27 protein-coding genes are annotated in these 23,864 nt (G+C 72.3%); 14 read left to right on the top strand and 13 right to left on the bottom strand.

The window, feature by feature from the left end; all coding sequences use genetic code 11:
• Positions 1-64: 64 nt before the first annotated feature.
• Entirely contained in the window at positions 65-1,273 is a 1,209-nt protein-coding gene (locus tag OG948_RS30150) for a hypothetical protein (RefSeq protein WP_406299460.1), read from the bottom strand.
• Positions 1,274-1,520: 247 nt separating this feature from the next.
• Positions 1,521-2,075 (bottom strand): EboA domain-containing protein, encoded by a 555-nt coding sequence (locus tag OG948_RS30145; RefSeq protein ID WP_406299459.1) that lies wholly within the window; start codon positions 2,073-2,075, stop codon positions 1,521-1,523.
• 324 nt (positions 2,076-2,399) lie between these two features.
• On the opposite strand from OG948_RS30145, the gene OG948_RS30140 reads away from it, so the two are divergent.
• The 5 genes from OG948_RS30140 to OG948_RS30120 all read left to right on the top strand — a co-directional run bounded on the left by OG948_RS30140 (position 2,400) and on the right by OG948_RS30120 (position 6,435).
• Positions 2,400-2,834, top strand: a complete 435-nt coding sequence (locus OG948_RS30140) for an SRPBCC domain-containing protein (RefSeq protein ID WP_406299458.1) — start codon at positions 2,400-2,402, stop codon at positions 2,832-2,834.
• Positions 2,835-3,038: 204 nt separating this feature from the next.
• Positions 3,039-3,194 (top strand): hypothetical protein, encoded by a 156-nt coding sequence (locus OG948_RS30135; protein WP_406299457.1) that lies wholly within the window; start codon positions 3,039-3,041, stop codon positions 3,192-3,194.
• 595 nt (positions 3,195-3,789) lie between these two features.
• Positions 3,790-4,350 carry a hypothetical protein gene (locus OG948_RS30130; RefSeq protein WP_406299456.1) on the top strand — a complete coding sequence of 187 codons (561 nt, stop codon included), beginning with the start codon at positions 3,790-3,792 and terminating at the stop codon, positions 4,348-4,350.
• A 112-nt stretch (positions 4,351-4,462) separates the two neighbouring features.
• Positions 4,463-5,764, top strand: coding sequence for a sensor histidine kinase (locus tag OG948_RS30125; protein ID WP_406299455.1), 1,302 nt, complete (start codon positions 4,463-4,465; stop codon positions 5,762-5,764).
• Positions 5,761-6,435 (top strand): response regulator, encoded by a 675-nt coding sequence (locus OG948_RS30120; RefSeq protein ID WP_406299454.1) that lies wholly within the window; start codon positions 5,761-5,763, stop codon positions 6,433-6,435. Before OG948_RS30125 ends, OG948_RS30120 begins: the two co-directional genes overlap by 4 nt.
• A 106-nt stretch (positions 6,436-6,541) precedes the next feature.
• Here OG948_RS30120 and sigJ read toward each other — a convergent pair whose 3' ends face one another.
• The gene (sigJ, locus tag OG948_RS30115) at positions 6,542-7,465 is read right to left on the bottom strand and encodes an RNA polymerase sigma factor SigJ (protein WP_406299453.1); all 924 of its coding nucleotides are present in this window, start codon (positions 7,463-7,465) and stop codon (positions 6,542-6,544) included.
• A 236-nt stretch (positions 7,466-7,701) separates the two neighbouring features.
• On the opposite strand from sigJ, the gene OG948_RS30110 reads away from it, so the two are divergent.
• Complete coding sequence (locus OG948_RS30110) at positions 7,702-8,361, top strand: hypothetical protein (RefSeq protein ID WP_406299452.1); 660 nt, start codon at positions 7,702-7,704, stop codon at positions 8,359-8,361.
• Between the two features lie 87 nt (positions 8,362-8,448).
• Here OG948_RS30110 and OG948_RS30105 read toward each other — a convergent pair whose 3' ends face one another.
• From OG948_RS30105 to OG948_RS30095, 3 genes are all read right to left on the bottom strand, one after another.
• Positions 8,449-8,697: a hypothetical protein gene (locus tag OG948_RS30105; protein ID WP_406299451.1), complete on the bottom strand. Its 249-nt coding sequence runs from the start codon at positions 8,695-8,697 to the stop codon at positions 8,449-8,451.
• On the bottom strand, positions 8,694-9,023 hold the full coding sequence (locus tag OG948_RS30100) for a DUF6247 family protein (RefSeq protein WP_406299450.1): 330 nt from the start codon (positions 9,021-9,023) through the stop codon (positions 8,694-8,696). Before OG948_RS30100 ends, OG948_RS30105 begins: the two co-directional genes overlap by 4 nt.
• 78 nt (positions 9,024-9,101) lie before the next feature.
• On the bottom strand, positions 9,102-9,566 hold the full coding sequence (locus OG948_RS30095) for a hypothetical protein (RefSeq protein ID WP_406299449.1): 465 nt from the start codon (positions 9,564-9,566) through the stop codon (positions 9,102-9,104).
• Positions 9,567-9,601: 35 nt separating this feature from the next.
• On the opposite strand from OG948_RS30095, the gene OG948_RS30090 reads away from it, so the two are divergent.
• Complete coding sequence (locus OG948_RS30090; RefSeq protein WP_406299448.1) at positions 9,602-10,519, top strand: hypothetical protein; 918 nt, start codon at positions 9,602-9,604, stop codon at positions 10,517-10,519.
• Here OG948_RS30090 and OG948_RS30085 read toward each other — a convergent pair.
• Complete coding sequence (locus OG948_RS30085) at positions 10,455-11,030, bottom strand: hypothetical protein (protein WP_406299447.1); 576 nt, start codon at positions 11,028-11,030, stop codon at positions 10,455-10,457. The two genes, OG948_RS30090 and OG948_RS30085, sit on opposite strands and share 65 nt — an antisense overlap.
• Positions 11,031-11,315: 285 nt before the next feature.
• Between OG948_RS30085 and OG948_RS30080 the strand changes: the two genes are divergently transcribed.
• Positions 11,316-12,233: an NAD-dependent epimerase/dehydratase family protein gene (locus OG948_RS30080; RefSeq protein WP_406299446.1), complete on the top strand. Its 918-nt coding sequence runs from the start codon at positions 11,316-11,318 to the stop codon at positions 12,231-12,233.
• 130 nt (positions 12,234-12,363) lie between these two features.
• On the opposite strand, the gene OG948_RS30075 is transcribed toward OG948_RS30080, so the two are convergent.
• Positions 12,364-13,128 carry a GNAT family N-acetyltransferase gene (locus OG948_RS30075; protein ID WP_406300368.1) on the bottom strand — a complete coding sequence of 255 codons (765 nt, stop codon included), beginning with the start codon at positions 13,126-13,128 and terminating at the stop codon, positions 12,364-12,366.
• Positions 13,129-13,286: 158 nt separating this feature from the next.
• On the opposite strand from OG948_RS30075, the gene OG948_RS30070 reads away from it, so the two are divergent.
• Positions 13,287-13,661 carry a hypothetical protein gene (locus tag OG948_RS30070; RefSeq protein WP_406299445.1) on the top strand — a complete coding sequence of 125 codons (375 nt, stop codon included), beginning with the start codon at positions 13,287-13,289 and terminating at the stop codon, positions 13,659-13,661.
• A 115-nt stretch (positions 13,662-13,776) separates the two neighbouring features.
• On the top strand, positions 13,777-13,998 hold the full coding sequence (locus OG948_RS30065) for a hypothetical protein (RefSeq protein WP_395873885.1): 222 nt from the start codon (positions 13,777-13,779) through the stop codon (positions 13,996-13,998).
• Between the two features lie 144 nt (positions 13,999-14,142).
• On the opposite strand, the gene OG948_RS30060 is transcribed toward OG948_RS30065, so the two are convergent.
• Both OG948_RS30060 and OG948_RS30055 read right to left on the bottom strand, forming a co-directional pair.
• Positions 14,143-15,381, bottom strand: coding sequence for a PrsW family intramembrane metalloprotease (locus tag OG948_RS30060; protein WP_406299444.1), 1,239 nt, complete (start codon positions 15,379-15,381; stop codon positions 14,143-14,145).
• On the bottom strand, positions 15,378-15,986 hold the full coding sequence (locus OG948_RS30055) for a hypothetical protein (RefSeq protein WP_406299443.1): 609 nt from the start codon (positions 15,984-15,986) through the stop codon (positions 15,378-15,380). Before OG948_RS30055 ends, OG948_RS30060 begins: the two co-directional genes overlap by 4 nt.
• A gap of 236 nt (positions 15,987-16,222) precedes the next feature.
• Between OG948_RS30055 and OG948_RS30050 the strand changes: the two genes are divergently transcribed.
• Positions 16,223-17,248, top strand: a complete 1,026-nt coding sequence (locus tag OG948_RS30050; RefSeq protein WP_406299442.1) for an alpha/beta hydrolase — start codon at positions 16,223-16,225, stop codon at positions 17,246-17,248.
• A gap of 40 nt (positions 17,249-17,288) precedes the next feature.
• Positions 17,289-18,383, top strand: coding sequence for an alpha/beta hydrolase (locus OG948_RS30045; RefSeq protein WP_406299441.1), 1,095 nt, complete (start codon positions 17,289-17,291; stop codon positions 18,381-18,383).
• A gap of 302 nt (positions 18,384-18,685) precedes the next feature.
• On the opposite strand, the gene OG948_RS30040 is transcribed toward OG948_RS30045, so the two are convergent.
• The 3 genes from OG948_RS30040 to OG948_RS30030 all read right to left on the bottom strand — a co-directional run bounded on the left by OG948_RS30040 (position 18,686) and on the right by OG948_RS30030 (position 21,940).
• Positions 18,686-19,537, bottom strand: coding sequence for a PaaX family transcriptional regulator C-terminal domain-containing protein (locus OG948_RS30040; protein WP_406299440.1), 852 nt, complete (start codon positions 19,535-19,537; stop codon positions 18,686-18,688).
• 37 nt (positions 19,538-19,574) lie between these two features.
• Positions 19,575-21,227 carry an AMP-binding protein gene (locus tag OG948_RS30035; protein WP_406299439.1) on the bottom strand — a complete coding sequence of 551 codons (1,653 nt, stop codon included), beginning with the start codon at positions 21,225-21,227 and terminating at the stop codon, positions 19,575-19,577.
• 224 nt (positions 21,228-21,451) lie between these two features.
• Entirely contained in the window at positions 21,452-21,940 is a 489-nt protein-coding gene (locus OG948_RS30030; protein ID WP_406299438.1) for a PaaI family thioesterase, read from the bottom strand.
• A 121-nt stretch (positions 21,941-22,061) separates the two neighbouring features.
• On the opposite strand from OG948_RS30030, the gene OG948_RS30025 reads away from it, so the two are divergent.
• The gene (locus OG948_RS30025) at positions 22,062-22,523 is read left to right on the top strand and encodes a hypothetical protein (protein WP_406299437.1); all 462 of its coding nucleotides are present in this window, start codon (positions 22,062-22,064) and stop codon (positions 22,521-22,523) included.
• 169 nt (positions 22,524-22,692) lie between these two features.
• Positions 22,693-23,784, top strand: coding sequence for a Gfo/Idh/MocA family protein (locus OG948_RS30020; protein WP_406299436.1), 1,092 nt, complete (start codon positions 22,693-22,695; stop codon positions 23,782-23,784).
• Positions 23,785-23,864 lie beyond the last annotated feature (80 nt).

The following is a 23,864-nucleotide window of genomic DNA, read 5'->3' as shown; positions in this document are numbered from 1 at the left end:
CCGGCCGGGTTCGGCCGCGGCGCGGGCCCGCACCCGCCTGCGGCCGAACCGGCCGGACCGCTTGTCAGACCAGGTGCCGCCACACGTCGACGTCGGCCGTGCCGCTCCAGGTCGCGTCGCCGTGGCCGTGGTTCGCCACGACGGTGAAGCTCACCTTCGGGTTGCCGCCGGCCCGGATCAGTTCCGCGCCCCGGGGGTGGTCGCCGCGTCCCAGGGCGGTGTTCACCCAGGTGACCTCGGCGTCGATGGCCGACCAGTCGATGCGATAGACCGATTCCTCGCCGGCCCGGATCGCGGTGAGGTCGCGCATCAGCGCGGTCGGGATCAGGCCGCCGCCGAACCGGGCGCCGGCCTCGGCCCACACCGACAGCGGCGCGTGCGCGAGCGCGAACCGGTCCCGGTCGGGCGTCGCCCCGAAGGTGAAGTCGCCTGCGGCGAAGCCCTGTTCGTAGACCCAGTTGGTAAGCCCCGGCTGGCTGTTCGTGTGGATCAGCGCGAAGTGCGCGAGTGCCGCGTTGGTGAAACGAGTGCTCGGGTCGACCGGTCGCGGTACCGGCGAGGCGCCGTTCGGGTCGCCGACCGCCCGCGCGAGCAGGGCCTTCAGACCCGGGTCGCTCGCGTAGGTGCCGGCGGCGAGTTGGCGGTCGAGCGCGGCCCTGGTCCGCGCGGCCCGTACCGCGAGTTCGCCCTCGTACGGCCCGGTGGTGTCCAGCACCATCACCCGGCGCAGCCTGGGCGATCGGTCCGCCGCGAGGTCGAGCGCGAGCGCGGCGCCGGCGGAGTGACCGAGCAGGTCGTAGGGCACCCGCAGCGCCGCGTCGACCGCGTCGATCACCTTGCGCGCGTCCCGCTTGTGCGCGGCCAGGCCCCACGCGGCGCCGAGATCGGCGGCCGTAGCGTCGTTCTCGCGCGGCGAGACGCCGATCACCAGGTAGCCGCGTTCACGCAGGTAATGGGTGAGGTTGTGGGCGGTGGGGGTGAAGAAGTTCGAGGAGAAGTCGAGGCCGCCGCCGGGCAGCAGGTAGACGAGTCGGCGCGGCAGGTGTCGGGTGTCGGCGACCACGTCCACCACCAACGGCACCGCCGCGTCCCGTACTTCCAGCCGGGTCCGGGTCCAGCCGGAGCCGTGTTCGCGCCCGCGCACCTCGAGGTCACCGCCCAGCGCGCCGGCAATGCGTTCCGCCACCGGTTGCTCACCCGCCCGGCCGGTGCCCGCTCCCAGGCCGATCAGCGCCGGCGTCGCGAGCACGGCCAACGCCTTCCTGCGTCGCATCGCCCTCCCCCTCCTTCTACGACGGCCGGCCCGGCCGGCGCACCCGGCACGCCACAAGTACCCGCGGCGATCCGCCACGAGCACGCGCCCGGCCGGCCGCCGCGGCGTGCCGGCGGACGTCGGCGCTCCCGACCCGGGCGACCGTGCCCGGTCGCCGACGCGGTGCGGACCTGCCGGTGCGCTTCGCTCCACACCGGCGGGTCCGCACCGGGTCGGCCGGCCCGGGACCGCGCCGGCCGGACAGGGCCTAGCCGGGCTGCACCGGCTGTACGGACTGCTCCGCCTGCTCGGACCGTTCCGCCCGGCGCGGCTGCACCACCGCCCGGTCCGCATCGTCCGAACCATCCGATCCCTGCGACCCGTCCGATCGCGCCGATTCCGCCGTTTCCGTGCCGGCGACGACCTCCGCGAAGCGGGCGGCGGCGATCAGTTGCGGGTCGCCGGTGCGCAGCGCGTCCTCGACGAGCGCGCCGGCCAGGGCCGGATCACGCTCGGACACCGCGAGGTAGGGCAAGGCCCGCAACACGGCCCGACGTTCGTGCGCGTCGCCGCGCCAGTACAGGGTGCGCAGGTGCGCGGACAGGTCGCACTCGGGCGTACGCGCGGCCAATTCGGCCAGCGCCAGGACCCGCGCGGCGTCGTCGCAGGTCCAGCCGGGCAGGCCGATCAGCGGCGCTCGGCCGCAGGCGCGGCCGGCGGCGGCGAACGCGGTGAAGTCGGCGAGCGTGGGCCAGTCCTCGCTGCCCGGTTTGGCGGACGCGGTGAACGCGCTTCGCAGAGCTGCGATCGGCGGGTGGGGCATGGGCGGATTCCTCCCGGTGGCCGGCGATGCGCGATACGCACCTGTGGCTGTGCGTTCCCCATCCGAGGTGATCGCCAATCGAACGATTCACGGATGGGTGTAGCGGTGCCGGGCGGCGGACGTTTCAGGCCGAATCGCATTCTCGACAAAGCCGAACTTTCGGTCATTCGTCCGTCTTCGCGCCCGGTGTCCGCCCGCTCGGGCGGCGGGCTTCGGCCGAGGAGGCGCACAGGGCGCGCGCACGGCGCAGTCTTGACCTTCAGCGGACCTTTCGCGGACCGTTGGCAGGCTGACGCGGGCGTTGACGAGATCTACCGTTGGTGAATGGTCCGTGAACCGCTCGTCGAGGTCAGTGTCGTGATCGCCGCGCCCGCCGAGGCGGTCTGGCATGCCCTCGTGGACGCGGACAGGCGCGCGATGTGGTGGCGTTATCTCGACCTGGACGCGCGGGTCGACGGTCGGCTCAGCGAGCGCTGGAGCGGAGCGGACGGCGAGGCCCGGTTGACCACCGGCCGGGTCCGGGCGCTGGAACCGTGCCGCCTGCTGCGCTTCACCTGGGCCGACGACGACTGGGCGGTGTCCACGACGGTGACCATCGAGCTGGCCCGGGCCCGTCCGGGCACCCAGATCCGGGTCCGCGAGACCGGCTGGAGTCGGCTCCAGGACGGCCCGAGCCTGGCCGCCGCGCACCGTGACGGCTGGGGTGCGCACGTCGAGGACCTGCGCCGCTTCACCGAGGCCGCCGGCGGCCCGCGTTGACCGCAAGGAGTGCGCCCGGCGTCGTAGCGGTCCACGCCGGCGCCACCCGCGGTGGACCGGTGGTCGCCGGCGGTTGACGCGGGGGCGGACGGTAGTGTTGTGGCGCCGTTCGGCGGACGAACGGCGGAGCGAGCCGGGTCCGGTTCGCGCGATCGGTGTCGCCGGTGGCGTGGTCGGCCGGCTGCACCACCTTTGGGAGTCATCGTGTTGAACGCCCTCGGCGCCCTCGCCGAACTCACCCCTTTCCTCGTCGTGGCGGTCGGCTTCACCTTCGTGATCCGCGGCATCCTGCGCGCGGACCGGCGCGAGCGCGAGCACTACGCCAAGAAGGACGCCGAGACTCAGGTGCCCTCGTCCTGACCATCGGGTTCGGACGTCGCCGGGGCTGACCCCGGCGCACCGCGATCGGCCCGGGAGCGCGCGCGAAGTGCTCGGCCGGCGGAGCGGTACCGGCCGAGCAGCCGGGTGGACCGGCCCGCCGGAGGAAATCGCCTGGCCCCGAACCGGCGGGCCACGCTACGGTTTCCGCGGCCTTCCGGTGCGCAGGCCGCGGATACTCCATGGAGCCTTCAAGGGCAGTGAAATGTACGGGGCCCAGAGTCCCGGTCTCCGCGGCCGCCTCGATCTCGGCGGGCCGCCTGCTTCTCCCGGCACAGTGCGGCCGGACCGGGCCGCCGGGTCGTCGACCCGGCGGTCGCGCCGTTTCCCGGCCTTCGACCGCGGCACCGACGCGGGTTCGAGCACGCCGACTCCGGAGCGCCGTCGCGTCGGCGCCCTCGGCCCCGCCGCGCAGGCCCCGACCCCCTACCGGGGTATCACTGCGGAGTTGGCGCCGCGGTGTGATGCCCTCCGCCGGGCCCGACTCCTACCTTGGGGAACACGCCGAAACCGGCCGCACCCGTGCCGGTATCGCCCCGCCCGCAAGCCTCGCGGGCACATCCCCGAGGACTCCGCCATGACATCCACGACCGCTCGCCCCGCCGCCGCGCCCCTCGCCCGCACCCCGAGCCGGCGCACGACGCGCCGCACGATCCGCCGCTTCGCGCCCGGTTCGGTGCGCGAGGCCGGTCGGCGCTCGATGTACGCGCTGATCGCGCTGCCGCTCGGCCTGCTGAGCATCGGCCTGGTGCTCGGCGGCCGGCCCGCCCGCGCGGCCCGCGTACGGCTCGCGGCGGCCCGGCGGTTCCTGGACACGGAGTCGGACGAGACGACCGGGCGGCCCAACCCCGGCACGCTCCGGGTGCTCCGGGACGGCGTGCTCGACACCGCACTGGGCATCCCGACACTGGTCCTGGCCGGGTACGCGTACGGCAACACGCTGCGCAACCTGACCTACCCGATCTGGTACGGCGACACCGACTACCACGACGCATGGGGCGGGCCGACCCTGGCCGGTGTCTGGGCCGTGCACGCGATCGGCGGCCTCGCCTTCTTCGCGGTGTGCCTGTGCCTGATCAAGGCGCTCACCGACGTGCAGGCGACCGTGGCCCGCCGAACGTTCGGGCAGCCGACCTGACCGCCACGCAGGCACCCGCTCGCCCGCTCCCGCTCCCGCCCCGGAGACCGTGATGGACACCGCCCTCGCCCCGCCCGACCGATCGGTCCATCCGGGCATAGCATCACCAACCGTGAAGATCGTTCGACTGCCGACCGTCCTGGCCGCGCTGCGCGAGGCGTTGTCCTTGGACTCGGTGGCCCCGCTGCCGCACACCCGCCGCGCGAGGCGGGTGTTGTCGCTGACCGCGCTGCTGATCGGCGTGGCCGGTTGGCTCGACCTGTACCAGCACTACGACGTGTCGGCCGCGGGCGCGACCGTCTCCGCCATCGCCCGCGCGGTCCCGGTGCTGCTGTGCCTGTATCGCCCGCTGGCGGCCTGGTGGTTGGCGCTGGCCGCGGCGATCGCGACGGCGGTGCCGACCCACCCGGTGTCCGACTCCGAACCGTGGCCGTGGGCGGTGACCTCGGTGTTCTCGCTGGTGGTCGTACTGAGCGTGATCGCGCTGCGGGCGCCGCGTCGGGTGCTGGTCGTCCTGTGGCTGGTGCTGCTCGCGGCCGGCACGGTGCTGCTGCTCGCCCGCAGTCCGATCGACGTCGACGAACTGCTGCCGATAGCCATCCTGTCCGCCCTCGCCCCGCTCACCGCCGAGGCGATCGGCAGCCGAAGTGCCGTGCAGCGCCGACTGGTCCGGGTCGAGGAGATCAGCCAGGCCGAACACGCCCGGCGCACCCTCCTGGAAGAACGCACCAGGATCGCCCGCGAGTTGCACGATGTGGTGGCCCACCACATGTCGGTGATCACCGTGCAGGCGGACAGTGCGCCGTATCGCATCGCCGACCTGCCGCCCGCGGCCGTCACCGAGTTCGGCACGATCGCCGCCGAGGCACGCCGCTCGCTCACCGAGATGCGCCGCCTGCTGCACGTGCTGCGCCAGGACGCGGACGCCGGCGCCGAGCACAGCCCGCAACCGGGCCTGGCCGAACTGCCCGTACTGATCGAGACCGCGCATCGGGCCGGCCTGGAGGCGCACCTGTCGATCGAGGACTCCGTGCCCGCGCCGGACCGGATCCCGGTGGGCGTACAACTCTCCGCGTACCGGTTGATCCAGGAGTCGCTCAGCAACGTGGTCCGACACGCGCCGGGCGCCTCGGTACGGGTCACCGTGGCCGCGGACGCCTCGGCGCTGCGGCTGACCGTGGTCAACTCCGCGCCCGGAGCGGCCGGCAGGCCCGTGGAGCCGCGCGGGCCGGTCGAGGGCTCCGGCCCGACCGGCACCGGCCAGGGCCTGATCGGCATGCGCGAGCGGGTCGCGATGCTGGCCGGCGAGTTGCACACCGGGGCGTTGCCGGACGGCGGCTTTCGGGTCGCTGCCATGCTTCCCCTACCGCCGGCCGACGCCACGTCGGCCCCGATCACCCCCGGAGCGGCATGACCACCGTAGTGATCGCCGACGACCAGGCGATGATCCGTGCCGGCTTCGCCGCGCTGCTCGCCGCCCAACCGGACCTGGAGGTGGTCGGCGAGGCCGCCGACGGGCGCGAGGCGGTCCGCCTGGCCCGGGAGACCCGGCCGGACGTGGTCCTGATGGACGTGCGGATGCCGATCCTGGACGGCCTGGCCGCGACCCGCGAACTGCTCGGCGCACCCGACGCGTTCGACGCGATGCCGAGGGTGTTGATGCTGACCACGTTCGACATCGACGACTACGTGTACGAGGCGCTGCGCGCGGGTGCGAGCGGCTTCCTGCTCAAGGACGCCTCCCCCGCCGAGCTGATCGCCGCGGTGCGCATCGTCGCGGCCGGGGACGCGCTCCTGGCGCCCTCGATCACCCGTCGGCTGATCGCCGACTTCGCCCGCAACCGGCCCATCACGCGCGCGAGTTCGACCCGCCTGGGCACCCTCACCCCGCGCGAGACCGAGGTGCTCGGGCTGATCGCGCAGGGCCGCTCCAACGGCGAGATCGCCGCCCACCTCGTGCTCGCCGAACAGACGGTCAAGACGCACGTGAGCCGGATCCTGGACAAGCTCGACCTGCGCGACCGCGCCCAGGCGGTGGTCTTCGCGTACGAGAGCGGCCTGATCACCCCCGGCACACCGGGGTAGCCCGACCGAGCCGACACGGACCGAGCCGAACCGAGCCGCCGCGAACGGGTCGGCGACGCTCCGTTGCCGACCCGCTCGCGCGCGAACCCTCCCGGTTGCCTCGCGCCTACTCCGTGGGCAGCCCCAGGGCGCGCAACTCGGCCGGGTCGCCCGGTCCGACCACGTCCTTGATGTCCGGACGGGCCAGGCGGGTGGGGTCGGCGAGGATGTTGATCTCGACGATCTTGTCACCCACGATGGTGAAGTCCATCACCCCGAACGCCTTGCCGCCCGGCGCGTTCAGCAGGCCCGGAGCGCCGTTGACGAGCACGGGTCGGGCGTACTGCGCGAAGCGCGCGAAGCTGAGCGCCTGCTCGACCACCGCGCGGGCGCCGCGGACCAGTTGGGAGACACCGATCGGGCCGCCGCCGGCGTCGGCGCGGAGCAGGACGTCGGGGTCGAGCAGGTCCAGCAGGGCCTGGAAGTCGCCGGCCCGGGAGGCGGCCAGGAAGGCGTCCACGACCCGGCGCTGACGCGGCAGGTCCGGCTCCGGCGCCGCGCCCCGCACCCGACGCCGGGCACGGCTGGCGAGCTGCCGGGTCGCCGCGGTCGACTTGTCCACGATCGGCGCGATGTCGTCGAACGGCATCGCGAACATGTCGTGCAGCACGAAGGCGAGCCGCTCGGCGGGCGGCAGCGTGTCCAGCACGACCAGCATCGCCAGCCCGACCGAGTCGGCGAGGACCGCGAGTTCCTCGGGATCGGCCCCCTCCGCGTGCGAGACGATCGGGTCCGGCACGTGCGTGTCCCACATGTCCTCGCGCCGGGACTTGCGCGAGCGCAGCATGTCCAGGCAGACCCGCCCGACCACCGTGGTCAGCCAGCCGCCGAGGTTGTGCACATCGCTGATGTCGGAGCGGTCCAGGCGCAGCCAGGCCTCCTGGACGGCGTCCTCCGCCTCACTGAGCGAGCCGAGCATGCGGTACGCCACCGCCCGCAGGTGGCTGCGGTTCTCCTCGAAGCGTTCGGCAAGAAGTTCGTGCTCCGTCATCGTTCGCTTTCTCCCGTTCCCGTTCCCCCGGCGCTGTGAGCGACGGATTCCAGACGATATGACACCGGGAAACCGCCGTCCCGGCGCCCCGCCCACCGGCTCGGCCTTCCGGGCGTCCGCCGCTCGTGCGCCGGGCCGTGCCCGGTGAGGGACTTCCCGCCGATCCACCCGCAAAGGTGTCCCCTCGGCCGAACCCCTGCTTGCATGGACGGCGACCAGGATCGAGGAGGAACCGCGTGCCCAGGCGACGGCCGAATGTGCCCGCGCGACGCGGCACGGTGCAACTGTCGGCCCTTGCCCTGCTCGCCGCCGCCGGCTGCGCGGCGTGCGGCGACACCGCGGCCGCGGCCCCGGACCGAGCCGTCACCGGCTACACCGACGGCGTCGTGTCCGCCACGGTCCCGTGGCAGGGCCGGTCGATCAGCTTCGAGGTGGCGGTGGGCGTCACCACCTCGCCCGAACCGCCGCGGATCACCGACCGACTGCCCAGGGTCGGCACCGCCCCGAAGGGCACGATGTTCGTCCTGATCGGCCTGCACGCGGCCCTGCGTCCGACGGCCCTTCCCGGCTCCGGCTCCGGCTCCGTTCCCGACTCCGCCTCGGCCTCCGCCTCCGGTGCAGACCCGGCCGACTGTACCTTCGCCTACGGCCACAAGCTCGCCGACGAGGTGGTGCTGCGGCTGCCCGACGGCCGCCGCGTCCCGGTTCTGAACGCCTCCCCGCAGCCGGACCTCTACGCCGCCTCGGTCGAACTCGCCTTCCAGGTACCGGAGTCCTTCCGCACCGGCACTCTCGCCCTGACCCCGACCGGCACTCTGCGCGCGGCCTGCCCGACCGGCGCGACCGACATCCCGCTGACCTTCCCGACCCACCACTTCACCCTCAAGGCAGACTGAGCCGATCGAACCGCCGAGCCGAGCGAGACAAGCCAGGGAAGCCAGGAGACCCGGGAAACGAGCCGCCCGAGCCGACCGAGCCACCCGTCACCCGATCCACACCAGATTGATCACACTCACCATCACCCGGTTCTCCTGCACGATGTACGTCGCGAAGCCGTGCGCCGCGAAGGCCGCCTCCAGGGTGTCCTTGAGACCACCGCTCATCCGCGCGCCCGCGTTCCACGGGTCGTGGCGCAGTCGCCGCTCCAGCTCGACCCAGGCCCGGCGGGCGGCGGTCGGCAGAGTGCGCCGAATCGCCTCGGCCTCGACGTGGTACTCGACGCCATAGCTCACCACTGCGCCCGGAACAGCCGATCCACCCGGGGCCGGACGACCCCGGACAGATCGCCCTCCCGGATCCGCCGGGCCCGCTCCAACACGGCCTCGTAGTCGCCGTTCCGGTGATGCACGAGCCGCCACTGCCGCGGAACCAACACGTGCGCGAGCAGGGTCGGATCGCCCCCGCCGCGCGCGTGGTCCAGGGCCCGGCCGTACTCGACCTCGAACTCCTCCCGCGCCCCCTCCGGGAGTTCGGCCCGCAACTGCCCCGGCGTGGGCCACAGCGCGCCGCCGGTATGGATGGTCACGTCCGGAGCGGATGGATCACGAGGCGCGGTCATGCGCCCAAGCGTCGCACCACGGCTCCACCCGACCACCCCTGCTCGCGGAAATTCGACGCCCCGGCGCGCGACGCGCGCTCACAACCGGAGCTTGTGCCAAGCCGTGCGCAGGGCCTCCAACTCGCGACGGGGGAACGGCCGCCGCCAGTCCGCGTACCAGCGGTCCTCGCCGAGGTCGAAGTCCACCCGGTCGAATCCGCGCAACACGCTCCGCGCGAGCAGTTCGATCGGGTGGCTTGCCTCCCACAACACCTCGCCGGGCCGGTTGCGCATCGACGCGTCGGCGTATTCGACGATCCTGATGTCCACCGCGTCGCCGTCCGGGCTCAGGTGCCACAGATAGCCGTTGGGTTCGGCCTCGAACATCACCTTGTGGTCGCCCGGTTCGCCGAGCGCGAGCCGGGTCGCCGCGCCGATCAGTTCCGCGGGCGCGTCGGTGATGTAGGAGACGACCAACTGCGCCTCCCCGGCGATGTCGGCGATGGTGCAGTCGGCCCAGCCGGAACCCGAAAGGGTCCAGGTGAACCACAGCGATGCCTTCATTCCGGACATGTTGCCGGCCGTCCTAGGATCACCGCATGGATCGCACGAATCTCACCCGCCCGGGTGGCGAATGGGACGCGCTGCGCCTGGATGTACCCGAGTCCGCGCGACCGTCGCTGCGCCTGTCGGTGGCCGGGAACCGCAATCTCGTCCTGGTCGACGAGTCGGCCGCGGACGCCGACGCGCCACCGCTCCTGCTCGGCGAGATCGACCCGCAGTGCTACGGCGTGGACTACCACTGTCCGGCCCCGCTCCACTCCTCGCCGGCACCGCTGCGCGCCGCCGACGCGCGTGCCCTGGGCAGCGCGGACGACCGGACCTGGTACGCGCGTTGGGCCCACCGCATGGCGGACGAGCTGGCCGCGGGCGGTCCCCTGTACGGCGGCGCGTGGGTGTTGTCGCGGGACATGGATCGCACCCGGCTGCGCTTTCCGGCGTTCGCCGCGCCGACGATGCCCACCCGACCCGGTGGGCGGATCGACTTCAACGCGCACACCTCGGACTACTGGGAGATCCTGCCGCTGCGCGCGCTCTCGCCGGCCGAGCACGGTCGGGTCAAGGCGTACCGCAAACAGGTGCGGGACGGCTCGCTGCCACCGGTGCTGGTGTGGTGGATCAGCGTGCTCCAGACCCACGTGGTGCTGGACGGGCACGATCGGCTCGCCGCGTCGATCGCGGAGCACCGGGTGCCGCCGCTGTTGGTGTTGTCCCGCCCGATGGCGTACGACGCCTATGTGGAGGGCCCGGTGGGCGGCTACGAGCAGCGGATGGCATCGATCACCGCGGCTCCCGACGCCGGTGCGAACGCGGTACGGGACGCGGGCCTGCAACTCGCCCGCGACCTGCACCGGCTGCGACAGGGCTACGGCCCGACCCGGGCCTGGCCGCTCAAGGGCGGCGTCCCCGCCTGGCGGAGCCTGGTCGCGCGCCATGCACCCGACTGGGCACGCTGAGCGCCCGGTCACCGCCCGACTCCGGCCCGGCCCGGTCGGCATCGTCGCGAACGCGTATGTCGAGCACCGCCGCCGCGCCCACCCGCCCGTCGCGTACCGCCTCGGCCCGCACCGCCGCGTGGTACGGCCCGGCCGTGCCGGCGAACGCCCCCGCGCCGATCGGACCACCCTCGCGCGGGACCCGATAGCGCACGGTCCACACCACCTCCGCGCCCGGGCCGATCGGCGCGCCCGGCTCCGGCTCCACCACCGCGACCCGCTCCTGGTCGAACACCCGGACCCGGAACCGCTCGGCCCCGCCCCCGCGATTGCGCACCACCAACCGGGCCTCCACCACCTCCCCGGGGGTGGCCGCGATCCGCGCCCGTTCGAATCCGACCTGCACCGCGAGGGCCGGATCGCCCACCCGCTGCCCGGCCAGATCGGCCCCGCACAGCGGTCCCTCGCAGTATCCGTGGCGCTCGTCCGCCACCGGAGTCCCACACAGTCGGCAGTGCCCCGTCACACTCATGGCTGCCCCCGAACGTCGATCCCCCCGCGTCCGAAGACGCCCAACCGAGAGCACCCGTTCCGCATTCGTCCGCAGATAAGGGAAGCCCCTCGTTCCCTCCCTTCCCCCTGATCGCATCCTGCACTAACGTGCCGGCACACCCGGCCGCCCGGCGTCCTCGGACGATCCGTGCACCGGACACCACGACCGCGGGCCGAACCCACCCGGCCCCACCGGCGTCCGTCGAACTCGCGGCGGAATCCGGCCCCCACGCACAGCGCAGCGACCCGCACGGAGGTTGTCCCCATGGCATCGACCCTCACCGGCGCGAAGATCGTCGTCACCGGTGTCACCGGCCAAGTCGCCGAACCGGTCGCCAAGATCCTCGCCCGGGACAACGACGTGTACGGCGCCGCCCGCTTCCACGACGACGAGGCCCGCGAGCGTCTGGAGGCCGCCGGCGTCACATGCGTGAAGATCGACCTGGCCGCCGGCGACGTCGCGGGGTTGCCCGCCGACGCCGACTACGTGGTCAACTTCGCCGTGGCCAAGAACGGCGACTGGAACGTGGACCTGGACGCGAACGCGGGCGGCGTGCTGTCCCTGATGGAGCATCACCAGGCCGCTCGCGCCTTCCTGCACTGTTCCTCCACCGCCGTCTACCAGCCCGCCGGCCACAAGGAACTGAGGGAAAGCGCTTCTCTCGGAGACAACCACGGCGTGTGGTCGTTCCTGGAGACGTACAGCATCTGCAAGATCGCCGCCGAGGGCGCCGCCCGCTGGGGTGCGCGCCGGTTCGCGCTGCCGACCACGATCGCCCGCCTGTCGGTGCCCTACGGCGACAACGGTGGCTGGCCCGGCATCCACCTGGAGATGATGCTCGGCGGCGCGCCCGTCGACGTGCACACCAACGCCCCGAGCGTCTACCACCCGATCCACGTGGACGACATCGCCGGCACGCTGCCCGCGCTGTTCGCGGCGGCCACACCCGAGGTCACCACGGTCAACTGGGGCGGCAGCGACCCGGTGAGCATCGAGGAATGGTGCGGCTACCTGGCCGAACTCACCGGGGTGAAGCCGGAGTTCAACGCCACCGACGCGACCATCGACTCGGTCACGCTGGACCTGACCCGGATGCACGAGATCACCGGCCGCACCACCGTGCACTGGCAGGACGGGATGCGCCGGATGGTCGAGGCCCTGCACCCGGAACTGCTCAAGTAGGACCGAACCGGGCCGCGCGTCGTCGGGCCGCACGTCGTCCGACGACGCGTCGGTCCGGCCCGCGTCCGGCCCGCACCCGTCCGCGTTCGGCCCGCCGCCGGCCCGCGTCCGGTTCACGCTCGGCCCGCGCTCACCTCGCGAACGCGTGCTCGGTGACCGGCCCGAGTGCCTCGAAGCCCAGCTTCCGGTACACCGGTTCGCCGGCCGCAGACGCCTGGAGCACCGCGACCGGATGCCCCTGGTCGACCGCCGTGTCCAGCGCGGCCCGGGTCAGGGCCGCGCCGTACCCGCGCATGCGGTGCGTGGCCAACGTCGCGATGTTGTACACGCCCGCGACACCGGCGTGCGCGAACACCTCGGCGGTGGCCACCGGCCGGTCGTCCAGGTACCCCACCAGGTAGCGCGCGGCCGATGCGAGCGCGGCCTCGGCGGTCAGTTCGACGAACCGTACGACATCACCCGCGGACGGCGTCCACAGCGTCGACAACACCTCGGCGAAGTCGAGCAACCCCGCGCGCGTGCACACCGGTTCGATCCGCAACCCGGCCGGCGGCGCGGCCTCGGCGGGCGTACTCCGGGTCCACCGCGCCCACATCGCCACCTCGGTCTCGTTGACCGGCAGGCCGTGCGCCACCAGCCGCTCGGCCAGATCCGTCGGCCGCGATCCCCCGGTGACCCACCACGAGAACGGCCGCCCGGTCGCCGCGATTCGGCGCACCGTGCGCTCGACGGCCGCGTCGACCGTCTCGGCGGTCAGCCGCGCGCCCGCGACGATGTTGTACGAGTCGTGCGCCAGACCGCTGTCCGCGAGGACCACCCGGTCGTCCTCGTCCACCCGCATCCCGGGAGTGATCCGGTGCAGGTGGCACGCGTGCTCGGCGAGGTTGCGGTCCATGGCTTCGATCGGTGCGCGCATCCGGCCATTGTCACCGGGCGCCCCGCCCGAACCACGCAACGACCGGGGACCGTCCGCCCGGTTCCGGGAGCGCCGGCGTACCTCTTCGACCGGCAAACGTGCCGAACCCGTGACCGGGCGCCGGCACACTCGGCCGCGTGACCGAATCGACTGACATCCCGACCCCCGCCGAGGATCCCGCCTGGCACTCCGTGCGCTGTCTGTTCCGCCATCAGCCGGACATCTACGAGGAACGCATCACGCTGTGGCGCGCCGCCGACTTGGACGAGGCCATCGCGCTGGCCGAGGCGGACGCGCTGGAATACGCCCGCGACGTGAACGACGCCGAATACCTGGGTCTCGCGCAGGCGTTCCGACTGTTCGACGCGCAGGTCGGACACGGTATGGAGGTCTTCTCACTGGCCCGGGACAGCCCGCTGGAACCGAGCGAGTACCTCGACGCGTTCTTCGACACGGGCACCGAGCGGCAACGTCGGATCATGGCCGACGGCAATCCCCCGGACGCCCGGTGACCGCCGGCCGCGGCACCCGTCGCCCGGTGTTCATCTCGGGTCGGGTTCACAACTCCGGCTCGGCACGGGACCATGGAGGGCAACTGCCCTATAGATGTAGGTAGGGAGGAGCGCCATGGACGGACTCGTCGTGCTCGCCGTGTCCGCGTGTCTGCTCGGCTTGACCGTGCTCCTGGTGGTGCGCTCGCTCGGCCGTCGCGACCTCAGCACCGCCCCCAGGGACCTGCTGCGCGAGGACGGCGTCGCCGACCTCGACGCGGCCGAGTGGTCACCGGACACCGAATGGCCTCGGCAGACCGATGCCGGCACCGCGCCGGACTCGCGCACCTGCCGCTGACTCGGCCGGGCGAAGCCCGCACGCGTCGGCAGCGGTGCCGGGTCCGGCATCGACGGCCGGTTCGGCGCCGGAGTCGGCTCCCGGCTGCCGGCTGCCGGCTGCCGGCTGCCACCCCCGACCGAGCGCGGGCTCCGACGACGCGCGCTACGGCGCGTCGGGTTCGCCGCGCACCGTCGCGTGTGCCGTCGGCGCGTCGGGAGCGTCGGGCGGTTCCGCGTCGGCGGCCACCACCTGGGCCCGAGCCCGGTCGATCCGGCGGTGCCAGCGGGCCACACCCGGGTCGTTGTCCGGATCGGTGGACCTGGCCAGCGCGACGCCGTAGCCGAGCTGGGCGCGCTGCAACCGGCTCTGCGCCCGGGCCGCCTTGCGGCCGTGCTCGCGCCGGGCCGCCTCCACCGCCTCCTTGCGGGTCTTGTTCGAGGCGAGCGCGGCCAGTTCGCGCAGCGGCAACAGTTCCGGCTCGTCGCCCACGGCGTGCGCGAACCAGCGGTACTCCTGCCGGGCCGCGAGCCGATAGACGAAGCTCGCGATGGCCAGCACGACCAGACCGTTGAGCACGATCTGCACGATGGTCAGGTACCAGTCGGTCCGCCCCAGGACGATCTCCAGGAGCGGCGAGTTGTTCACGAAGTGCAGGCCCCACGCGACCGCGTACAGCGCGCCGGCCGCCGCGAGCCGCACCCCGAGCGGCCGACGCACCCCGACCACCACGTACGCGACACCCGCGCCGGTCATCGCGGTGAACGCCGCGTGGCTCCACAGCCCGTTGACGATGGCGCGGACGAAGAAGCTGGCCACGATCCCGCCGGTCCAGGTCTCGCCGGCCTGGATCGCGGCGTTCAACGCGTACATCACGTTCTCGACCACCTGGAAGCCCAGGCCGACCAGCGCGCCGAAGACGAAGCCGTCGAGCACGCTCTCGAAGACTCGTCGGTTGATCAGGATCAGCACCACCACGCCGAGCAGCTTGAGCGTCTCCTCGACGATCGGCGCCGAGATCGAGGCGCCCCAGTCGGTGGCGAACGCGGGATCCAGCTTGGACAGATAGCTGAGCACGTTGTCGTTGGCCACGAGCGCGAAGCCGGTCGCCACCACGGCGCCCCACAACACGGCGGCCACGCAGAACGACAGCGGTTCGCGCTCGAACAGGTCCAGATGGGTGATCACCGCGAGCGCCGGGATCAGCCACATCGTGTGGATGACCACGCTCAGTACGAGCGCCCCGGAGGGTGCCGCCGAGGACAGCCGGATGAAGTTGGGCACCACGCTCGCCGCGCCCAGTGCGAGCACGATCGGATACAGCCAGAACGCCGCACTCGCCGGCCGCACGATGCTGCCCGCGTCCCGCCGGCCCCGGCGGTCGGTCAGCGGAGCCACACTCACGACTCGACCACCTCCACCGAGTCGAGCATGGTCACCACGTCGTCGGCGATCGCCTCGGTCAGCGGCGCGGTGTGCCGCGCGGTGAGCGAGACGCCCAGCCCCTGGCCGCCGCCGACCAGCACGGTGAGCGTGCCGGCCACGGTGTTCCCACTGATCGGCGCGACCAGGCCGGTGAGCCCGCGCGCGGTGGTCACCGAGGCCGGATCGCCACCGACTCGCCCGCGCCCGGTCGCCTCGTAGCGGCGCGCCGCCGCCTTGAACGCGCTTGCCGCCGAGGATTGTCGACCCAGCGGGGTCAGCCGGTACCTCGTCGCACCCTTGACCAACACGCTGACCAGATCGGCCTGGGACGCGCCCCGGTCGATCTGCCAGCCGGGCGCCGGGTGGTACCGGAACGTGCCCAGTGTGACCACCTGGCCGAGGTGCACCGGCGCGGCGCCGACGACGGAGCGGTTGAGCAGGTACGGGATCGCGATCAGGAGCAACATCACGACCGCCACCACGAGCGTCGCGCGCAGTCCGTGGGTGGACGGGATCGGTGCCGACCTCGAACTCGGGCTCGAATCCGGCGAAGGTGGTCGCGGAACGGGTGCGGTGAGAGACAAGGGCGACTCCTGTCTGGCGTCGGGGGCGTCTCCGCCGGTACCCCCGCCGTCGCCGAATGTCACTCGGCGCTCGACCGAACGAGTGATTCGGTCACGGTAAAATCACGAAAACGTTGTTTTCGTCCCACCGATCGATGGACGGCTGTTACAGAGCCGTCGAAGGACCGTCTCGCCGTCCGGTTAGGGTCGTTTTTGTCAACAGCACCACCCCCTGAACGCCTGCCGGAGCCCTTCCCTTGAACTCCCTTTCCGCACGCCGTCGTCGCGCGACGGCACTGGCCGGTGCCGTACTCGTCGCGGTGACCGCGTCCGCGTGCGGCTCGTCCGGCGACTCATCGGCGGAGAACGCCAAGTCCACGAGCGCGCCGACCCAGTCCGGCGGCCACCCGGTGAACCCGCCCGCGAAGCCCGCGCTGCCGAGCAAGGTCGTCACGCCGACCGGACCCACCACGAACTTCACGACCGCCACGACCACTTCGGTCGGGCCGATCCTGATGACCTCGTACACCGGCCCCAAGTCGGGGGTCACCGGAAAGGTGTGGGTGTGGCTGCCGCCGGAATATCACGACCCGGCCTACGCGAAACACGGCTTCCCGGTGCTCACCCTGTACGCGGGTGGCCAGAGCAACGGCTACAACACCTGGACCGACAACCAGTTGCCGATCCAGGAGCTGAACGTGCAGGAGGCCAAGGCCGGCCGGACGCATCCGTTCATCATGGTGATGCCGGTGCAGAACCTGGAGAAGGACGAGAAGCGCAGCCTGGAGTGCAGCGACATCCCGGGTCAGCCGAAGATGGGCACCTGGATGGCGCAGGACATCCCCGACCTGGTCAAGGCCAACTTCCGCACACTCCGCGACCCGGCCGGATGGGGTGTGATGGGCGCGTCCACGGGCGCGTTCTGCAGCGTCAAACTCGCCCTCCGGCACCCGGAGCAGTTCAAGGTCGCGGTGCCGATCGACGGCTACTTCAACCCGGATTCGCCGCTGTGGAAGGGCCACGAGGCCGAACGGCTCGCCAACAGCCCGGATCAGCTCATCGCGGCGGGCAAGGCCGGGATCGACGTGCTCGCGACCGCGGGCGGCGGGGATCCGGCCGAGGTCCGGCTGGTCAAGGCCTTCGTCGCCAAGGCGGCGCAACCCGTGCGCATCGAGTACTACGAGCAGCCCGGTGGCAGGCATCTCACCTCACATTTCAAGCGGATGATCCCCGACCTGCTCGGCTGGCTCGGCCGACACATGTCCCCACCCACCACCGACTGACCGTGTCCGGACCGTCGCTGAATCACCCTGGAAGACCACAGTGAGCCTGACCGGTACGCCCTTCTATATAACGACCATCGTGCTCGCGATCGCCGCCGTCGCCGCGGCCATGATCGCGTGGAACCGCATCCCCGGACCCAAACCGGTCAGGATCGTCGCGCGGCTGTTCATGCTGGTGACCTGCCAGGCGACGGCCATCCTGATGGTCTTCGTGATGGTCAACAACGCGAACAGCCTCTACGACACCTGGGACGACTTCCTCGGCACCGGCGGCGGCCACGTGACCGAGGCCCGCGAGCCGGCGCCGCCGCCCGCGCCCGAGGTCAAGCTGCTCACCAAGTTCGAACCCACCTCGGACGGCAAGATGGGCGAAGGTGTCCAGGAGACCACCCTCAAGGGTCCGCAGTCGGCCGTCGAGGCCGAGGTCTACGTGTGGCTGCCGCCGCAGTACAAGGACCCGGCGTTCGCGAACAAGAAGTTCCCCGTGGTCGAACTGCTGCCCGGCTACCCGGGTTCGGCCAAGGCATGGTTCGGCACGCTGGACGTCAACAAGCAGCTCAAGGCCCTGATGACCAAGGGCGAGGTGGCGCCGTTCATCCTGGTCTCGCCGCGGACCAAGCTGCTCGCGGGCCAGGAGGACACCGGCTGCGCGGACGTGCCGGGCAAGGCCAACGCGGACACCTGGATCTCCGGCGACGTGCGCCGCATGGTGATCGACAACTTCCGCGCCGAGTCCGACCCCAAGCACTGGGCCATCGCGGGCTACTCGGCCGGTGGCCACTGCGCGACCCGGATGGCGCTGCTGCACCCGGACCGCTATGGCGCGGGCGTGAGCCTGTCCGGCTACAACGACCCCAAGGGCGAGCCCGACTCGGTCACCTCGAAGGACCCGGCCCTCCGCGAGTCCTCGAACCCGCTCACCATCCTCAAGAACGCCCCCCAGCCCCCGAAGGTCGCCCTCTACCTGGCCGGCGAAAAGGGCGACGGCTACGGCGACGCCCAAGCCCTCAAATCCATCGCCAAGCCCCCCACCGCAATCACCATCGCCGAAATATCGGGCGGCGGCCACGGCACCGACGTCTGGCGCCGAATGGTCCCCGACGTCTTCCGCTGGCTGACCAAAACCCTCGTCTAACCCACCCACCGGCCCGGCCGGCCCCCAAGCCCAACTCCAGCCCACCCAATGCCTGAAGCCACCCCAGCCCAACCCCAACCCACTTCAGCCCGGCCGGCGCTTGAGGCCACCCACTTCAGCCCGGCCGGCGCTTGAGGCCACCCCAGCCCGACCCACGCCCAAGCCCAACTCCAAGCCCAACCACTTCAGCCCCGGCCGGCGCTTGAGGCCAACCCCAGCCCGACCGGCGCTTGAGGTCAGACGAACAACCCGTCAGCCCGGCCGGCGCTTGAGGCCAACCCCAGCCCGACCGGCACTTGAGGTCAGACCAACGACCCATCAGCCCGGCCGGCGACTGAGGCCAACCCCGCAACCTCCCGAACGTGCCGCCCCGCCCCCTCCGCAAGGAGCGACCGCAGGGCCAAAAACACCTTCCGCGCCTCGACCGCGTTCCAATCCGCCGGCAACAACTCCGCAGGCAACCCCGGATCCAGATACGGCAACCGCCGCCATTGCGTAAGCATCGGAACATACGTCCGAAACGCCTCGCCCGGATCCACCCCCGGACGCCGCACGAGTTCGGCGGCGGCCGGCCCATACTCGTCGGTGAACAGCGCGTACTGCTCCTCGATCGCCTCGAAGTCCCACCAGTCCCCCACCGCGGACCCCAGCTCCGCAAACGCCGCGTCGCCGGTGAACAGGTGTACGTAGTCAGCGAGTTCGACCCGAACCAGAGTGCGCCGCGCATCCTCCAGCAACCGCGCCGGCGCGATCCACACACCGGGCGACACGTTGCCGAACCCCAGCCACGTCAACCGCGACCGCAACTGATGCCGATGCGCCCGCTCGGACTCGGGCACCGAGAAGATCGCCAGCACCCAGCCGTCCTCGAGCCGAGCCGGCTCCAGGTTGCCGAAGATCCGCCGATCGCCCTCGTCGAAGATCGACTCCATCGCCGGGCTGAGCCGATAGCCGGTACCGTCCCGCCGCTCCTGCGTGAGTGTGCCGCGCTTCTTCAACCGCGAGATCGCCGATCGCACCGCCGGCGCGTCCACGCCGAGTTCGCCCATCAGCACGATCAGGTCGGCGATCGAGATCCAGCCACCGAGTCCGCGCACGAACGCGCCGTACACGGTGTTGATCAGGGAGCTGGGCCGGGCCGGGGTCTCCGCCATGGTCGCCTTCCTCGCGGAGTCTGGTTCGCCGGCGATCCTATCCGGGGTCCGCCTCCGCGCCGGCGACCGGCGTGCCCTCGGCCGCGCGCCGGCGCAGTTCGCCGCGCCGCAGCTTCCCGGTGCCGGTGCGCGGCAACTCGTCGACGAACTCGACCAGCCGCGGATACTTGTACGGCGCCATGGTCCGCTTGACGAAAGTCTGGAGCGCGCGGGCGGTCGCCTCGTCCGCGCTCACCCCGGGAGCCGGCACCACGTATGCCTTGACCACCATGCCGCGTCTGTCGTCGACCGCGCCGACCACACCGCACTCGGCCACGTCCGGGTGGGTGCACAGCACCGCCTCGACCTCGGGCCCGGCGATGTTGTAGCCGGAGGAGACGATCATGTCGTCGCTGCGCGCCTGGTACCAGAGGTACCCGTCCGCGTCGCGGATGTAGGTGTCCCCGGTGATGTTCCAGCCGTCCCGCACGTAGTCGAGCTGACGCGGGTCGTCCAGGTAGCGGCACCCGGTCGGGCCCTTCACCGCGAGCTGCCCGGCGGTGCCGTCCGGGACGGGCTTGCCGTCCGGACCGAGTACGACGGCCCGGAAACCGGGCACCGGAAGCCCGGTCGCGCCCGGTCGGATCGCGTCGTCGGCCGCGGAGACGAACACGTGCAGCATCTCGGTCGCGCCGATCCCGTCGATGATCCGCAGGCCGATCGTGTCCCGGTACGCCTGCCACACCCCCGCCGGCAACGCCTCGCCCGCGGACACGCAGCGCCGCACGCCGGCGAGCAGGTCGGCGAGGCCCGCGCCGAGGATGGCCCGGTAGGCGGTGGGCGCGGTGAACAGTACGGTGACTTGCCGCTCGGCGACCACCGCGGCGAGTTCCTCGGGCGTCACGCGTTCCAGGAGCAGCGTGGCCGCACCCGCGCGCAGCGGGAACACCACCAGGCCGCCGAGCCCGAAGGTGAAGCCCAGCGGCGGCGTGCCGGTGAACAGGTCGGTGGGCTCGGGACGCACGATGTGCGCGGAGAACGTGTCGGCGATGGCGAGCACGTCCCGATGGAAGTGCATGGTGGCCTTGGGCCGCCCGGTGGTCCCGGACGTGAACGCGATCAGCGCGACGTCGTCGGCCGAGGTGTCCACCGTCTCGAACACGGTGCTCTTCGCGGCGCAGCGGGCGGGCAGCGTGTCCTCGCCCGGGCCGCCGTAGGTGAGTACGCGCAGGCCCGGGGTGTCGGCCGCGTCGAGTTCGGCGGTGAAACGGTGGTCGCACAGCGCGACCGCGGGTCTGCCGATGTTGTGGATCGCGTCGAGTTCGTGCGCGCGCAGCAGTGGCATGGTGGTCACCACGACCGCGCCGGCCTTCAGCGCGCCGAACCAACTCGCGACCAACCAGGGGTTGTTGGGACCACGCAGCAGTACCCGGTTGCCGGGCACGACGCCGAGGTCCTCGGTCAGGACGTGCGCGACCTGGTTGGCGCGGGTGAGCAGGTCGCCGTACGTCCAGGTCTCGTCCGGGGTGACCAGGCACCGTCGCTGCGCCCCGTGCCGCGCGATGGTGTCGTCGAGCAGTGCCGCGGCGCAGTTGAGCCGGTCCGGGTAGCGCACGTCCGGCAGGTCGAAGATCAGCTCGGGCCACTGCTCGACCGGCGGCAGCCGATCCCGGGAGAACGTGTCGACGTGCGCGGAGGGACGGAGCTGCATGCCGGCACCTCATCATCCTGTTGCCATCGTGACGACAGTCAACGGTACGCGACATCGATCCGCTATGGCATCCCCTTCCCGCCGAGACGCCGGGCAGGACGCGTCGGCGGTCGTCGCACGGACGTCCCGTCGTGGAAGCCGCGCCCGCGTGGGCATCCCGCCGGGCGGGCGTCCCGTCGGGCGGGCGTCCGGCCAGGCGGGCATCTCGTCGGGCGGGCGTCCCGTCACGTGCCGGTCCCGTTCGCCACCAGTACCGTGCCTCGACCGATCGCGCAGACCGTCTCGCCGCCGTCGGCGGACACCATGGTCAGCGTGCAGTCGCAGACCGCCTGTCGGCGGCCGGCGTGCACGATCCGCGCGTCGGCACGCAACGTGACACCCAGCGCCGGGCGCAGGTATTGAACGGAGACGCTGCCGGTCAGTACGGCCGAACCGAGCGTGCTGCCGGCCGCGAAGGTGATCGCGTTGTCGGCGGCATAGGCGAGCACACCGCCGTGCAAGTAGCCGTTCTGTTGCCGGAGTTCGTCACGAACGTCCACCTCCAGCGTGGCCTCCCCGGCACCGAAGGCGGTGACCCGGGCACCGACGAGCCGGCTGAACGGCTGGGCGGCCAGCACGGATCGGGCGAAGTCGAGCGCCTCACGCGCCGCACGCGCGTCGGGGGCATCCGCCGCTTCGGGCGTGGTCGGCGGATCGGCGGGGGTCTGAGTCATCGTGGTGTCGCCCTTCGCGTGGAGGAATCGGGAGGGCCGCGGGCGGCGCGGCCCTCGGCAGGTGATCATCGAACCAGAGTCCCGATCACCCGCGCCGGGGCTTCCCGGGCACAATCGGGTCATGTTCGAACTGCTGCCGGGTATCGGGGTGGTGCTGCCGCGCGGCGCCGGGACGTTGCGGTTCGAAATGAGCGAGTCGCAGGCGCAGTGGGTGCTGTCCACGGTGGTGGACGTACGCCCGTACTGGTCCTGTGCCGGGGCCGGCTACGGGGATGACGGCCACCGGGAGTTCTGGAGCTTCGGGGGTTGTCTGGGCACCCTGCGCATCGATGTGACCGGCTCCGAGCACGGGTGTCGCACCATCGCGTTCGAACCGGAGTCCGGCACCACCACGGATCCGGTGGTGTGGCGGGACGTCGACGTGTTCGGGTATCCCGCCGACGAGGTCGAGGCCGCGTTGGCGCCGAGGTCGGCGCGCGAGGCCGTCGGGCTGTTCCTGATCCGGGGCACGGCGGAGGCGGCGACCCGGATGGCGCGGGCGTGGCTGACCACCGAGGGCGGATCGGCGCGCCGGATCGGCTGACGCCACCGGGCGCTGTCGGATGCGCTTCGTCACATGACGGCGCGATGGTGAAATTGGACAGCTTCCCTTACCGTAGGCGCGCGTTTCGGCCCGGTCGGGACCCGGACGACCGGCCACGGTCCCGATCCCGCTCCCGGGCATCCTCGGCCCCGAAAAGGAGAGCGGCGTCATGGCGCGGGACAAGCTGGGTGTGGCGATCGTGGGGACCGGATTCGGATGCATCACGCATCTGCCCGCCTTCCGGGACGCGGGCTTCGAGGTGCGGGCGTTGGTCGGCCGGGACCCGGCACGTACCGCCGAGCGGGCCGAGCGGTTCGGGGTCCCGCACTCGTTCACCGACCTCGACGCGGCGCTCGCGCTGGACGGCGTGGACGCGGTGACCGTGGCCACGCCGCCGCACACGCACGCCGACATCGTGATCGCGGCGGTGACGGTGGGCAAGCACGTGGTGTGCGAGAAGCCGTTCGCGACCGACGCGGTCGAGGCGGCCCGGATGCTGGACGCCGCCGAGAAGGCCGGCGTCGTACACATGCTGGGCACCGAGTTCCGCTGGCAGTCCTCGCAGGCCCTGCTCGCGCGGTTGATCGCGACCGGCGCGATCGGCGAACCCCGGCTCGCCACCTGGCTGTTGCACATCCCGGTGCTGACCGGGCCGGACGCCGAGGTGCCCGCGTGGTGGGGTCGGGCGGAGGAGGGCGGCGGCTGGCTGGGGGCGCACGCGTCGCACTGGATCGACCAGATCCGGCACACGCTCGGCGAGTTCGCCGGGGTCAGCGCGGGCCTGCCGCTGGTCGCCGACCGGCCGGGGCAGACCGCCGAGGACACCTTCAACATCCGTTTCCGCACGGTGACCGGCGTCGAAGGCACGCTGCAAAGCTCCGCCGGAGTCTATGGACCACCGCTGCTGACCACGCGCGTGGCCGGCACCCACGGCACGGCCTGGGTCGAGTTCGACGACGTCTGGCTCGCCGACGCCGGTGGCGACCGGCGCGTCGACACCCCCGCCGACCTGGCCAACCCGGACCCGATCGCGCCCCCGTCCGACCTGATGCACACCGCCTACGACCTCCTGCACTCGATGGGCATCGACCGCGCGCCGTACACCAGGCTCGCCACGACCTTCGCCGCCCTGATCAACGGCGCCCCGGTCCCCGACGCCCCACGCCACGCCACCTTCGCCGACGGCGTCGCCGGCCAACGAGTCCTCGACGCGATCCGCGCCTCCGCCACCGCCGGCGGCCACTGGACGCCCTGCACCTGACCCCGAGCAACCCCGCCGGCCCCCTCGGATCGATCCGCGCGTGCGCGGGGGTGCGTGCGCGGTGTCGATCCAGGAAACCG

The organism is Embleya sp. NBC_00888 (assembly GCF_045207655.1).
In the GTDB taxonomy this organism is placed as follows: Bacteria; Actinomycetota; Actinomycetes; order Streptomycetales; family Streptomycetaceae; genus Embleya.
Note: the sequence above shows the minus strand (reverse complement) of the source record. Positions and strands in the feature narration are given on the sequence as shown.

Bases quoted from the DNA above. Each gene is read 5' to 3' on its own strand.
- OG948_RS30065 (WP_395873885.1), top strand. From the start codon at position 13,777: ATGGACGGACTCGTCGTGCTCGCCGTGTCCGCGTGTCTGCTCGGCTTG.
- OG948_RS30040 (WP_406299440.1), bottom strand. From the start codon at position 19,537: ATGGCGGAGACCCCGGCCCGGCCCAGCTCCCTGATCAACACCGTGTAC.
- OG948_RS30020 (WP_406299436.1), top strand. From the start codon at position 22,693: ATGGCGCGGGACAAGCTGGGTGTGGCGATCGTGGGGACCGGATTCGGA.
- OG948_RS30030 (WP_406299438.1), bottom strand. From the start codon at position 21,940: ATGACTCAGACCCCCGCCGATCCGCCGACCACGCCCGAAGCGGCGGAT.
- sigJ (WP_406299453.1), bottom strand. From the start codon at position 7,465: ATGACGGAGCACGAACTTCTTGCCGAACGCTTCGAGGAGAACCGCAGC.
- OG948_RS30095 (WP_406299449.1), bottom strand. From the start codon at position 9,566: ATGAAGGCATCGCTGTGGTTCACCTGGACCCTTTCGGGTTCCGGCTGG.
- OG948_RS30100 (WP_406299450.1), bottom strand. From the start codon at position 9,023: ATGACCGCGCCTCGTGATCCATCCGCTCCGGACGTGACCATCCATACC.
- OG948_RS30075 (WP_406300368.1), bottom strand. From the start codon at position 13,128: ATGGACCGCAACCTCGCCGAGCACGCGTGCCACCTGCACCGGATCACT.
- OG948_RS30080 (WP_406299446.1), top strand. From the start codon at position 11,316: ATGGCATCGACCCTCACCGGCGCGAAGATCGTCGTCACCGGTGTCACC.
- OG948_RS30035 (WP_406299439.1), bottom strand. From the start codon at position 21,227: ATGCAGCTCCGTCCCTCCGCGCACGTCGACACGTTCTCCCGGGATCGG.
- OG948_RS30130 (WP_406299456.1), top strand. From the start codon at position 3,790: ATGACATCCACGACCGCTCGCCCCGCCGCCGCGCCCCTCGCCCGCACC.
- OG948_RS30120 (WP_406299454.1), top strand. From the start codon at position 5,761: ATGACCACCGTAGTGATCGCCGACGACCAGGCGATGATCCGTGCCGGC.
- OG948_RS30025 (WP_406299437.1), top strand. From the start codon at position 22,062: ATGTTCGAACTGCTGCCGGGTATCGGGGTGGTGCTGCCGCGCGGCGCC.
- OG948_RS30085 (WP_406299447.1), bottom strand. From the start codon at position 11,030: ATGAGTGTGACGGGGCACTGCCGACTGTGTGGGACTCCGGTGGCGGAC.
- OG948_RS30145 (WP_406299459.1), bottom strand. From the start codon at position 2,075: ATGCCCCACCCGCCGATCGCAGCTCTGCGAAGCGCGTTCACCGCGTCC.
- OG948_RS30140 (WP_406299458.1), top strand. From the start codon at position 2,400: ATGGTCCGTGAACCGCTCGTCGAGGTCAGTGTCGTGATCGCCGCGCCC.
- OG948_RS30150 (WP_406299460.1), bottom strand. From the start codon at position 1,273: ATGCGACGCAGGAAGGCGTTGGCCGTGCTCGCGACGCCGGCGCTGATC.
- OG948_RS30090 (WP_406299448.1), top strand. From the start codon at position 9,602: ATGGATCGCACGAATCTCACCCGCCCGGGTGGCGAATGGGACGCGCTG.